Origin of the sequence: Novosphingobium anseongense (assembly GCF_037482895.1) — a bacterium.
Lineage (GTDB): Bacteria > Pseudomonadota > Alphaproteobacteria > Sphingomonadales > Sphingomonadaceae > Novosphingobium > Novosphingobium anseongense.
In genome coordinates this window covers 1,085,086-1,097,659 of the sequence record NZ_JBBHJZ010000002.1, presented here as the reverse complement: position 1 = coordinate 1,097,659, position 12,574 = coordinate 1,085,086, and the positions used below count along the sequence as shown (strand labels likewise).

Annotated in this window: 8 protein-coding genes; 2 read left to right on the top strand and 6 right to left on the bottom strand. The window is 65.5% G+C overall.

The genetic code is table 11. The features are described 5' to 3' along the window. Positions 1-347: 347 nt before the first annotated feature. The 3 genes from WG901_RS14020 to WG901_RS14010 all read right to left on the bottom strand — a co-directional run bounded on the left by WG901_RS14020 (position 348) and on the right by WG901_RS14010 (position 4,923). Positions 348-857 (bottom strand): Ros/MucR family transcriptional regulator, encoded by a 510-nt coding sequence (locus WG901_RS14020; RefSeq protein ID WP_339587691.1) that lies wholly within the window; start codon positions 855-857, stop codon positions 348-350. A 208-nt stretch (positions 858-1,065) separates the two neighbouring features. Continuing rightward, complete coding sequence (locus tag WG901_RS14015; protein ID WP_339587690.1) at positions 1,066-3,552, bottom strand: TonB-dependent receptor domain-containing protein; 2,487 nt, start codon at positions 3,550-3,552, stop codon at positions 1,066-1,068. Positions 3,553-4,038: 486 nt separating this feature from the next. Beyond that, positions 4,039-4,923: a LysR family transcriptional regulator gene (locus WG901_RS14010; protein WP_339587689.1), complete on the bottom strand. Its 885-nt coding sequence runs from the start codon at positions 4,921-4,923 to the stop codon at positions 4,039-4,041. 205 nt (positions 4,924-5,128) lie between these two features. On the opposite strand from WG901_RS14010, the gene WG901_RS14005 reads away from it, so the two are divergent. After that, the gene (locus tag WG901_RS14005) at positions 5,129-7,360 is read left to right on the top strand and encodes an arylsulfatase (RefSeq protein WP_339587688.1); all 2,232 of its coding nucleotides are present in this window, start codon (positions 5,129-5,131) and stop codon (positions 7,358-7,360) included. A 141-nt stretch (positions 7,361-7,501) separates the two neighbouring features. Beyond that, the gene (locus WG901_RS14000; RefSeq protein WP_339587687.1) at positions 7,502-9,463 is read left to right on the top strand and encodes an OPT family oligopeptide transporter; all 1,962 of its coding nucleotides are present in this window, start codon (positions 7,502-7,504) and stop codon (positions 9,461-9,463) included. Between the two features lie 39 nt (positions 9,464-9,502). On the opposite strand, the gene WG901_RS13995 is transcribed toward WG901_RS14000, so the two are convergent. From WG901_RS13995 to WG901_RS13985, 3 genes are read right to left on the bottom strand one after another with little or no spacing between them, the layout of a single operon-like run. Beyond that, a complete protein-coding gene (locus WG901_RS13995; RefSeq protein ID WP_339587686.1) occupies positions 9,503-10,237 on the bottom strand; it encodes a glutathione S-transferase family protein in 735 nt (244 codons plus the stop codon). Between the two features lie 53 nt (positions 10,238-10,290). Further along, the gene (locus tag WG901_RS13990; protein ID WP_339587685.1) at positions 10,291-11,808 is read right to left on the bottom strand and encodes a SulP family inorganic anion transporter; all 1,518 of its coding nucleotides are present in this window, start codon (positions 11,806-11,808) and stop codon (positions 10,291-10,293) included. After that, positions 11,805-12,491, bottom strand: a complete 687-nt coding sequence (locus WG901_RS13985; protein ID WP_339587684.1) for a carbonic anhydrase — start codon at positions 12,489-12,491, stop codon at positions 11,805-11,807. Before WG901_RS13985 ends, WG901_RS13990 begins: the two co-directional genes overlap by 4 nt. Between the last annotated feature and the right edge of the window lie 83 nt (positions 12,492-12,574).

Sequence of the window (12,574 nt, the reverse complement as noted above, 5' to 3'; positions counted from 1 at the left end):
GAACATTTTTCGAAATTTTATTACAGTCCCACGCAATCTCTGTGACAGGCGCTCGAAGCGCCCAGCTTCAGGGGCCTGGGCAGCTCGCTACCGCACAAGCCCGCATGAGCGTCCACCGGGCGTGGCTCGATGGAGCTCTCCCTTGGAGATCGACCGCCGCGTTTCGGAACGCGACACGCCCGTTTCGTCCGCGCGCATCGATCGAGGCCCCACGGCGGCATCGCAAGACAGTCGCAAGCGTCACGCCGCGCGCGGATGGCAGGGGGCCGCTTTGCCACGCCCGCCCAGGCCAAAAAAAACGGGCCCCGAAACGGGGCCCGCAGATAACGCGACAATCGCAGTCGACGTCAGTCGGCATTCTTCGCGCGCGGTCCGCGACGCTTGGGCGCGGCGTCGCTGCCGGCGGCATCGTTCGACTTTGCCGCGACCTTGGCCCCAGGCTTGCGCCCCAGTCCGATCTTCTTCGCGAGCCCCCGACGCATCGCGGCATAGTTTTCGGCCACCATCGGGTAGTCCGCCTTGAGACCGTAGCGCTCGCGATACTGCGCGGGCGTCAGACCGTGGGTCGACAAGTGACGCTTCAAGGTCTTGTAGGGCTTGCCGTCGATCATCGAGATCAGATGATCCTTCGACGCGAGCGAACGGCGCACTGAAACGGCAGGCGTGAATTCAGGCGCTGGCTCGACCTGTTCTGTGGAAGCGGCACCGGCGGCAAGCCCCGTCACGGCATCATGCATCGTCCGGAGAAACGCCGGAACTTCGTCAGCCGAAGCGCGGGTGTTCGGATTGGCGAGCCACGCAATCGTCAGTTCGGTCGCGAATTCGAGAAGACTGTTGTCGGCGATGTCTTCGGCCATGCTAATTATCTCCATTTTGGATTTACCTGGTCTACTGACAAAACAGTCAACGTCAATCCGTTCCGAATACTTTGTAACACAGGCCTTCGCGTGGATTTCCGCCAGGGCAGAACGCGAAGGCCCGCGATCTCGCAGGAGATCGCGGGCGCCACGAGGAACCGGCCGGTCTTCAGAAGACCAGGCCGATGTCCTCTCTCGCTATCGTGGCCTAGAAGTCGAAGCGGACCGAAGCCGAGATGGTACGGCCGTTGATCACGGTCCCCGTGCCGATGGCATTGGCAGGGATCGTCGCGGCCGAGACCGTGGTGATGCCCTTGGCGTCGAAGAGGTTGTTGACGTTGAGCGACACCGTCAGGTCCTTGACCGGCCGCAGCTGGACGAAGGGATTGACGAGCACGTAGCCCGGCATCTTCAGCAGATTGGTATCCGAGGCGTAGCGGCTCGAGATGCCGTAGAAGTTCGCGCCGATGCTGAACAGGTCGGTCGAGATCTCGGGCGTGACGTAGCCGAACAGCGAAGGCGAGCCCACCGGCTTGTTCCCGATCACGGTCGGATCGAGCTTGTCGTTGGTGATCTCGGCCTTGGTGTAGGTCGCGCCCGCGGTCACGCTGAAGATACCCGAACGGAAGCTGCTCTCGAGCTCGAGGCCATAGGCCTTGTACTTGCGGTCGATCGTCGGGCCGAAGTAGCTGTTGTGCTCGAGCGTGTTGGCGAGGAACGCGGTGCCGTTGAGGGTGAAGTTCGCCGTGCGATACTTGAAACCGGCCTCGGCCTGCTTGACGTAGTCGATCAGCGCCTCGCGATTGGCCAGGCTGCCGTCGTTGGCGTTGATCGCAGTGCTGAACAGCAGACGATCCGTATTGGCGCGAGCGCCGCGGCTATAACGGGCGAAGACCGCGAAAGGCTCCGCGACGCGATAGTTCACACCCACCGAATAGGACAGGTAGTTGTAGGTGTAGTCGACCGGCGAGGGATTGCCCACGGGCAGGAAGCCGACCTTGCGCTCCGGCGCCGAGATCACGCCGTCGCCGTTCATGTCCTTGGTGAACGAGCCCGGATTGTTGGTGAGCTTGTAGCTCTGGACGAAGCCGTTGGCGCCGCCGAAGTCGTAACGCAGACTGCCGCCGATCGCGAGCGCGCCGATCTTGTAGTTCAGCGAGCCGAAAGCGGCATTGGTATCATAGTCGACGTTGATGCCGCGGCGCTGGTAGGTGCCGAAGAACGTTCCGTCGAAGGTGTAGTAGCCGTTCTCGCTAAGCGGCACGCCGGTCGCGGTCGAAATGTCGACGAGCGCTGCCTTACCGTCACCGCGCACGTCGGACAGCAGCGAGTTGGCAGTCGAATAGTTCTCGACCGACTGGCGCGACTTGTAGAAGCCGGCGGTCGAGGTCAGTTCGCCCTCGCCCAGCTTCCACACGCGGCTGGCGCGGATGTCGTTGGTGGCGTTGTCGAAGCTCTTGAGCGTGATGTCGCTGGTCATCAACGCGGCGATCAGCCCGTTGCCGTTGATGTTTGCCGCGGCGGTGATCGCCTGGCCCTTGTTCGGACCGCTGGCGTAGCGCAGCGTCGCGCCGGGGCCGCCGAAGATGCTGGCCACGGTGGCCGCCGAATTGGTGACCGCCGGATAGACGCCGCCGTAGTTGCCCGAGATCTTCGAATAGCGGAAGCGCTCGGTGATGGTCCAATCGGCCACTTCGAACTGCGCCTCGAGGCCGACCGAGCGGACCTTGGACCGCGCATAGTCGCGCAGGTCGTTGACGACGACGTTGTTGCCGCCATCGAGCGTCAGGTTGCTCGTGTGGTAGCGCGACAGCAGCGTGTCCTTGTTGTTGTCGAAACCGGCCAGCGCGCCGAACTTCGGATCCGCGTTCGTACCCGTCAGCGACATCGGCGCAGGCAGATAGACCGGCGTGCGATCGTCGAGGTACTTGCCGTAGAGGCGGATGTGGCCGCCGGTGAATTCCTTGGTGATGTTGAACTTGAGCTGGCCGCCGCGGACCGCGTCATAGCCGACCTTACGCGGACCTTCGCCCTGACGGTAGAAGCCGCCGATGTGATAGCGCAACGTGTCGCTGATCCGGCCGCCGTAATCGAAGTCGGCCCGATATTCGCGATAGTCGACCCCCGTCGACAGCATGAGCGAGCCACCCTCGACGTCACCGGTCTTCGACATCAGGTTGATGATGCCGGCCGGCGAGTTCGAAGCGAAGGTCGAAGCCGACCCGCCGCGGATCGCCTCGACCTGGGCGAGGTTGAGATCGACGCGCATGAACTGGTCGGCGCCGCCGGTGATCATGTCGCCGAATTCGACGACGGGCAGGCCGTCTTCCTGGAGCTGGAGGAACTTGGCGCCGGTCGAAGCCATCGGCAGGCCGCGGACGGTGACGTTGTTGTTGATCTCACCGTTCGACACTTCCGAGCGGACGCCGGCGATGTTGTGGAAGATCTCCGCCAGCGAGCGTGCCGAAAGCTTCTGGACCTGGCTTTCGCGGATCGAGCTGGTCGAGATCGCGGAATCGAGAATGTCGCGGCCCTTGGCGACGCCCGTGCTGAAGACCTCGCGCTGCGGCTGCACCGGAGCCGGCGCTTCCTGCGCGGCTGCGTTTTGCTCTGCGGTCTCGGCTGCCGCGTCGGCCCATGCGGGCGTGGCGAGCGCGATCGGCGCAATGGTCAGAAGAAGATGAAAAGCCTTCACAGATACCCCCGTTTTGTCGTCTGTTTCGTCGGAAACGGGTGGGTCATGATTCGTGCTGGTTAACGATCCCGTTAACCAAGCGCCTCGGGTTCGCCGCTAAAAGGCTGCCGGAACGTTAAGAATTGACACGACCGCTTGCATTGAATGGCAGCTCGAAAGAACCTCGCTGCTAGGGGCGGCGAGGACCGCAATGCAGTTGAGCGGCGCTGCCCGCCCCGCGATGGGCAACCCCTACCCCAGGCTTTTCCGCCAATCTCCCGTCGCGCCGCTGCCGTGAGGGCATGCGGCACCGGCTCGACTGACGAAGAGTGACTGCGCGGCCGAGGCTCTATGCCCTATGTAGCCACAGTTCTTGACGGGCATATCGCGCTATATTCCGCGCGCGATATCGATTGCCACCGCGACTGTTGCACCAATCCCACGGTCATGGCTTGCGATCGCTTCGAATCACCAGGCGAAAGATGATTCGAATTGGCGAATTGCGAATCAGATTGTCGTCGTCGCCACTTCCACCAGCATGGCACGAACTTCGGCCGCGACGGCCACCGCTGCGGCCGAGCGCGTGCGGCCACGTTTGAGCACGAGACAGATGTCGCTATCGGTCGGTGCGATGTCCGCCACGTCGAGCATAGCCATCCGTCCCTCGCGCAGATCCTCTGCGACGAAGGCCGGCGAACATACCCATATGCAATCGCTGCGCAGGACCGTTTCGCGCAGCGCGTGGAAATTGCTGCAGACGAAGCCGCCCGCCTGGCCGCTGATCCCGCCGCTCGGCAATTCGACCGCGCTGGCGATCGGGTAGGCCTCGATCGCGGCCGCATCGATCCGCCGCACCCTCGCCAGCGGATGATCGCCGCGAGCCATGACCGCGACCTTGAGTTTGCCGAGCTTCTCGACCTCGGTTCCCGCGACACGCCCCAGGTTCCAATTGTTGCCGAGGATCATCTCGATGCGATCGCCGAGCAATTCGGACACGAGTTGATCCGACGTGCCCACCAGCGTCTTGATCTGGATGCCCGGATAGGCACCGAGCAGCGAGGCCGCCAGCCGCGGCAGCATCAGGCCGGTGAGCAGGGGGCCGAGACCGAAGGCGACCCGCGAGACTTCGCCCCCCGGATAACGCCGGAGACTGCGTTCGAGATCGCCGGCAGCAGCAAGCAGCGCCTGCGCACGCTCGATGACGGCCAGCCCCACCGCGGTCGGATGCGCGCCGCCACGGCCGCGGTCGAACAGGACCACGCCGTGGCGCTGTTCGAAGGCGGCGATCGAGCGGCTGAGCGCGGGCTGGGTGATCCCTTCTTCCTCGGCTGCGCGTGAAAAGCTCTGGTTGCGCGCGACCGCAACGATGTGGCGCAGACGGGTAATATCCATTTGCATTCCCACGATGCATAGAAAGGATCCTTGATATGCATTGGACAGCATGTTTTCGCGAGCCCTATCTGCCGCGCTCCATAATCAAAGGGGTTCAGCGATGAAGCGGCAGTTCGGGTTTCTGTTGGCGGCCACGGCCATGGCATCGGCCGCCGTGGTCCCGGCTTCAGTGAATGCGCAAAGCGTCGAGCGCAGGGTTCTTCCCGTGGCCGCCACTCCATTCGCCGGCACGATCGCGGAGAACATCGCCGATGCCAAAGGCACGCCGCAGACACCCGTGCGCGCACCGCAAGGCGCACCCAACGTCTTCCTGATGATGAGCGACGACGTCGGCTTCGCCATGTCGAGCGCTTTCGGCGGACCCGTGCCCACGCCCAATTTCGAGAAGCTGGCCGCGCAGGGCCAGCGCTACAACCGCTTCCACACCACGGGTATCTGCTCCCCCAGCCGCGCCGCTCTACTGACCGGACGCAACCACCACAACGCCGGGGTCGGCTGGTTGACCGACGTGCCCTCGCCCTTCCCCGGCTATCAGGGGCGCATCCTGCCCGAGACCGCGACGATCGCACAGGTCCTGCGCCTCAACGGCTACAACACCGCGATGTTCGGCAAGCATCACAATGTCCCGTCGGGCGAACGCAGCGCAGCCGGACCGTTCGACACTTGGCCTACCGGGCTGGGCTTCGAATATTTCTATGGCTTCCCCTGGGGCGACAGCGACCAGTATTCACCGATCCTCTATCGCGGCAACCAGCGGGTCGAGGGTGAGGACGCCAAGGGCGAACTGCTCGACAAGCGGCTGGCGGACGACATCATCCACTGGGTTCACAACCAGAAGGCCAATGCCCCCGACAAGCCGTTTCTCGTCTATCTCGCCCCCGGCTCCACCCACGCGCCGCACCAGGCCCCGCCCGAATATATCGCGCGCTTCAAAGGCAAGTTCGATCAGGGCTGGGACGCGCTGCGCACGCAGACTTTCCGCCGTCAGGTCGGTGCCGGCGTGGTCCCACGCGGCACGAAGCTGACCGATCGCCCGACCGAGGTTCCGGCCTGGGACAGCCTGACGCCTGGGCAGAAGGCCTTCGCGGCACGAACGATGGAAGTGGCGGCGGCGCAGCTCGTTTATCAGGACGAACAGATCGGCCGCGTGCTCGACGAATTGCAGCGCATGGGCCAGCTCGACAATACCGTGGTCGCGCTGATGCTCGGCGACAACGGCGCGAGCGCCGAAGCCGGCCCCAAGGGCACGATCAACGAACTGCGCTCGATGGGCAATCACGACGAGGACCAGGCCTGGCTCGAAGCCAATATCGACAAGCTCGGCGGGCCCGACACCTACGAAAGCTATCCGGCGGGCTGGACCTGGGCGATGAACACGCCGCTGCGCTGGACCAAGCAATATGCCTCGATGCTCGGCGGCATCCGCAACGGCATGATCCTGTCGTGGCAGGGGCATACCGCAAAGCCGGGCGGGTTCTGTGGTCAGTTCGCCCATCTCAACGATCTCGCCCCGACGATTCTCGACGCGGCGAAGCTACCCGCGCCGCAGAGCGTCTATGGCGTGGCGCAGAAGCCGTTCGACGGACAGAGTCTGCTACCCAGCCTGGCGGCCTGCGACAGCGCCAAGCCGCGCACCCAGTATTTCGAGATCGGCGGCAAGATCGGCCTCTATCACGACGGCTGGTTCCTCTCGGGCGACGACGGCCGCCTGGCCTGGGAAAACCTGCCCCCGGGCGGCGTGCGGCCGAAGATCGCCTGGTCGCTCTACGACCTGACCAAGGATTTCTCGCAGTCGACAGACCTGGCGGCGAAGGAGCCGGCGCGGCTTCAGCAGATGCTCGACCTGTGGAGGCAGGAGGCCGAGAAGAACAGCGTCTATCCGCTCGATCATCGCTTCGCCAAGGCGCGCGCTGTTGCCGCGCTGCGACCGGGCGCCAAGCATTACGACTTCTGGGGCAAGGACGTGACGCTTCCGGCGATCGGCAACGGCCCCTTGCTGATCGCGCGCAGCTTCACGATCGACGCGGACCTGAAGCTCGACAGCGCCGCCGCCTCGGGCGTGGTGCTGGCGCTGGGCAGCAAGTTCGGCGGGTGGAGTCTTCACCTCGACCAGGGACATCCGACCTTCACCTGGGCCCGCTCGACCGATCCGCGCGAGATCAGCCAGCTCCGCGCCGAAAGCGCCTTGCCCCAAGGCGCGAGCAAGCTGCGCTTGCGTTTCGCCACCAAGATGATGGGCGGCCCGGCCACGGTCACCTTGAGCGCCGGGGAACGCGATCTCGGCGAGATCAAGCTGCCTACCAGCTTCCTGATGCCCTCGGGCAATGGGGAAACGCTCGACATCGGGCGCGATCTTGGTGTGACGGTGACCGACTACCGGACGCCGCAGGGCGCCATCGAGGGCGATATCCCGCATGTCAGCATCGATTTCGACTGAGGCCTGGCGCTGGTCGGCCGATACGGGCCCGCCCCCTGCTTTCTGACACTGCTGTAAACACCCCGTATGCCCGCCGACAGAAGCTCTGTATGACAACACCCGTCATACAGCGCCGGCGGGCATACGGGAGCATTCGAACACATGGCCAGCAAGGCATCCAAGCCGCTTGCGGAACTGACGCTGCGCGGCATCGTGCTCGGCGGCGTGATCACGCTACTGTTCACCGCCGCCAACGTCTATCTGGGCCTCAAGGTCGGACTGACCTTCGCCACCTCGATCCCGGCTGCGGTGATCTCGATGGCGGTGCTGCGCTACCTGCCCGGCTCGAACATCCTCGAGAACAACATCGTCCAGACCATCGCCAGCGCGGCGGGGACGATCGCCTCGATCATATTCGTCCTGCCAGGGTTGATCATGATCGGCTGGTGGCAGGGCTTTCCCTATGTCACCACGGCGGCGATCACCGCGCTCGGCGGCGCGCTCGGCGTGTTCTTCTCGGTGCCGCTGCGTCGCGCGCTCGTGATCGATTCGGACCTCCCCTATCCCGAGGGCCGCGCCGCCGCCGAAGTGCTGCAGGTCGGTTCGGACAGTCGCGCCGGCGCCGAGGAAAGCGCCAAAGGCCTGCGCGCGCTGGTCTGGTCGAGCCTCGCTTCGGCCGGCTTCGCGATCCTGACCCAGACCAAGCTGGTCGCGGCCGAGGCGGCGACCTGGTTCCGCGCCGGTGCGGGCGCCACGGGCATTGCCGGCGGACTGTCTTTCGCACTGCTCGGCGTCGGTCATCTCGTCGGCATCTCGGTCGGTCTCGCGCAGCTCGTCGGGCTGATCACCGGCTGGTGGGTGCTGCTGCCGATCCTCACCGCGAACCAGCCGATGGCCATCGGATCATCGGGTGAGGTCGAGGTCTGGGCGAACACCGTGTTCCGCGCCGACGTGCGCTTCTTCGGTGCCGGCGTGATCGGCGTCGCCGCGATCTGGGCGCTGATCCGCATCGCCGGGCCGGTGGTCGGCGGTATCCGCTCTGCCTTTGCCGCCAGTCGCGCGCGTCATGGCGGCGAAGTTCTGGCGATCGAGGAGCGTGACATGCCCATCGGCGTCGTCATCGGCGGTTCGCTGGCCATGCTGCTGCCGATCGCCTGGCTGCTGTGGAGCGTGATCACGGGTGGCCCGCTGGCGGGCGCGACCGCGCTGCTGCTCGGCGGCGCGCTGGTCTTCGTGGTGGTGGTCGGCCTGCTCGTCGCCGCGGTCTGCGGTTACATGGCCGGGCTCATCGGTTCGTCGAATTCGCCGGTCTCGGCGATCGGCATCTTGGCCGTGCTCGCCGCCTCGCTGATGCTCGCAGGACTCTTCGGCCGCGACAACGATGCGGACACCACCCAGGCGCTGATCGCCTATGCGCTGATCGTCACCGGCGTGGTCTTCGGCGTCGCGACGATCGCCAACGACAACCTGCAGGATCTCAAGACCGGCCAGCTCGTCGGCGCGACGCCATGGAAGCAGCAGCTCGCGCTGGTCATCGGCGTGGTCTTCGGCAGCCTGATCATTCCGCCGGTGCTCGACCTGCTCAACACCGCCTTCGGCTTTGCCGGCGCGCCCGGCGCCGGACCGAACGCGCTCTCCGCCCCGCAGGCCGGACTGATCTCGGCACTCGCCAAAGGCGTGCTCGGCGGCGATCTCAACTGGCCGATGCTGGGGTACGGCGCGCTGGCGGGTGTCGGGTTCGTCGCGCTCGACGAGTTGCTCGGCAAGCGCGGCCTCGTCCGCCTGCCCCCGCTCGCCGTGGGCATCGGTATCTACCTGCCGATGGCGGTGATCCTGCCCGTGGTGATCGGCGCCGTGCTCGGCTGGTACTACGACCGCTGGGCCGATCGCCGTCAGGATCCCGAACTGGCCAAGCGCATCGGCGTGCTGACCGCGACGGGCATGATCGTCGGCGACAGCCTCTGGGGCGTGGCCTTCGCCGGCGTGGTCGCGGGCAGCGGCAGCGACAGCCCGCTGGCGCTGGTCGGCGCGGACTTCACACCCTTCGCGCTCGGCGGTGGCGTGGTGCTGTTCGCGGGGCTGACCGTCCTGCTCTACCGCCAGGCGATGGCGGGACTGAGGTGAGGTCAGTCGCTCCCCCTGCAGAGGGAGCGACTGAGGAAATCACGGAATCGCCAACCCGCGCTGCACGGCCGGACGCGCGAGGCCGCGTTCGAGCCAGGCCTTGACCGCGGCGAAGCTGTCGAAGCCGACGAGATCGCCGGCCTCGTAGAAGCCGATCAGGTTGCGTACCCAACCGAGCATCGAAACGTCGGCGATCGAGAAGGCATCGCCGACGAACCACTCGCGGCCCGTCAGATGCGTGTCCATCACGCCAAGGATGCGCTTGCTCTCGTCGACATAGCGCTGGAGCGGACGCTTGTCCTCCCAGAGGCGTCCGTCGAACTTGTTGAAGAAGCCGAGCTGGCCGAACATCGGGCCGACATGGCCGACCTGGAAATAGACCCACTGGCTGACGTGCCAGCGCTCGGCCGGATCGGCGGGCAGCAGCTTGCCGGTCTTCTCGGCCAGATAGTGCAGGATCGCCCCGCTCTCGAACAGCGGCAGCGGGCGACCGCCCGGGCCGTCGGGATCGAGGATCGCCGGGATCTTGCCGTTGGGATTGAGGCTGAGGAAGGCGTCGCTGCGCTGGTCGCCCTGGCCGAAGTCGATCTTGTGGACTTCGTAGGGCAACTCGATCTCTTCGAGCATGATCGAGACCTTCACGCCGTTGGGCGTGGGCAGCGAATAGAGCTGGAGCCGGTCCGGATACTGCGCCGGCCAGCGTTCGGTGACCGGAAAGGCATTGAGATAATGTGACAAGGGACCGTGACTTTCGCTGACGGGGGACGACAGCATCAAATCACGATCCCTTGCTCAATTCCAGTGGCCTCTCGACCCTGGAGCCTCGATCAATGCGCCAAGGCAAGTGGCCGCATGATCTCCGACGAACCCGTCACTTCGACGGGGACGCCACGCTTCTTGCGGCGGCCGAGCCACTCGCTGAGCGTCTGCGCGGTGGTGTGATCCATCCCGTGCAGGCCATCGAGACCCAGCTTGACCGAGCGGTTGTCGGGCAGCGCTTCGAGCACGGAGTTCAGTCGCGTCAGGCTGAGGAAGGTCGCAGCACCGCCGAGATCGACATGGGTGACGTCCTCGTGGTCCTTCTGCTCCACCTTCAGCTTGAGGTTGCGGTAGAAGGGCAGCAGCTCGATCAGCGAGAGCGCCAGGCCTACGAGCACGCCCGTCAGCAGGTCGGTCGCGACGACGAGCACGAAGGTCACCGCCCAGATCATCGCCGGCAGACGGCCATGAACCTGGAGCAGGTGCTTCACGTGGTCGAGGCTGACCAGGCGCCAGCCGGTGACGACGAGCACGCCGCCGAGCGCAGCCATCGGGATCTCGCGCAGCAGCCAAGGCAGAAGCGCGACGAAACCGAGAATCCAGGCGCCGTGCAGGATCGTCGACAGCCGCGTCTGTGCCCCCGCCTGAACGTTGGCCGAGGAGCGGACGATGACGCCCGTCATCGGCAGGCCACCAAGCACGCCGCAAAGGAAGTTGCCGATCCCCTGCGCGCGCAGTTCCTTGTTGTAGTCGGTGCGCACGCCGTCGTGCATGCGATCGACCGCGGCGGCCGAAAGCAGCGTTTCGGCGCTGGCGATGAAGGCCACGGCGATTGCGGCAATCAGGATCGCCGGCGAAGCCAGAAACCCGAGGAAGCTGTCGCCGGGAACGCTGAACGCGGCCCCGATCGATTCGGGTACGGTGACGCGCGCGACGTCGAGGCCGAGACCGAAGGCGACCAGCGTCGCGGCCATAACGCCGAGCAGCGCGCCGGGCACCAGCTTCAGCGAAGCCGGGCGCAGCTTCTCCCAGCCGAGCATGACGACGATTGTCAGCAGACCGATGGCCAGCGCCAGTTCGGTCGCCTGCACGTCGAGCGACAGACCGAGGACACGGCCGGGCATGGCCGCCAGGTTCTCGAGCCCGCTCGACATCGGCTTGGCGTCGAACAGCGTGTGGAACTGGCCCACGACGATCAACGCGCCGATACCCGCAAGCATGCCGTGAACCACGGCCGGCGAGATCGATCGGAACAGGCCGCCCATCCTGAGCATGCCCGCAACGAGCTGGATCACGCCGGCAACGACGAGCATCGGTCCGAGCGCGGCGATGCCGTGCTCACGGACGAATTCGAACACGATGACCGCGAGGCCAGCGGCCGGGCCGCTGACCTGCAGGGGGGAGCCGGCAAAGAAGCCGACGATGATGCCACCGATGATACCGGTGACGAGCCCCATTTCGGGAGGCACGCCCGAAGCCACCGCGATCCCCATGCACAGCGGCATGGCGACGAGGAACACGACGATCGACGCCGTGAAGTCGCTAGCGAAATGCGCGAAGGGACCGGTGCGAGCCGCGGTCGTCATTCGGCGGCCTCCGCCTGGTCCCAAATCCGGCTCTGCGCCGGCAGCGCGACGGGCAGCGGATCATTCTCGCGCAGCGGCACGAACTGGCCGGTCTGGCCGTCGAGACCGAGCACCTGACCGGCGTGGATATCGACGTACCAACCGTGCAGCGAGATTTCGCCGCGCGCGACGCCCGAGGCGACCGACGGGTGCGTGCGCAGGTGATTGAGCTGGGCGACGACGTTCTCGAGCGTCATCGCGCGAACGCGATCCTCGCCTTCGAGGTGGGGATAGCCGTCGTCGACGACTTTCTGCGCCGCGTTCGAATGGCGCAGCCAGGCGGCGACATTGGGCATGGCGTCGAGACCGACGGGGTTGGCCACCGCCGCCATCGCGCCGCAGCCCGAATGGCCGCAGACGATGATGTCGCGCACGCCGAGCGCCATGACGGCATATTCGACGGTCGAGGAGACGCCGCCGTTCATCGTCGCATAGGGCGGGACGATGTTGCCAGCGTTGCGGCAGACGAACAGGTCACCCGGCTGGGCCTGGAGGATCTGCTCGGGGACGATGCGCGAGTCGGCGCAGGAGATCATCAAGGCCTTGGGCGTCTGGCCTTGGCTCGACAGCTTGGCGAAGAGCTCGCCGCTATCGGGAAAGATGGTCTTCTCGAAACTGAAGACCCGGCCGATCAACTCGTTCACGGTTGTTACCTCTCGCTTAGAAACAAAATCGCGGCGCAAGGGCCGCTGATCGTCGCAAGCTAGAGAGTCGAGTTTTCCTGAGT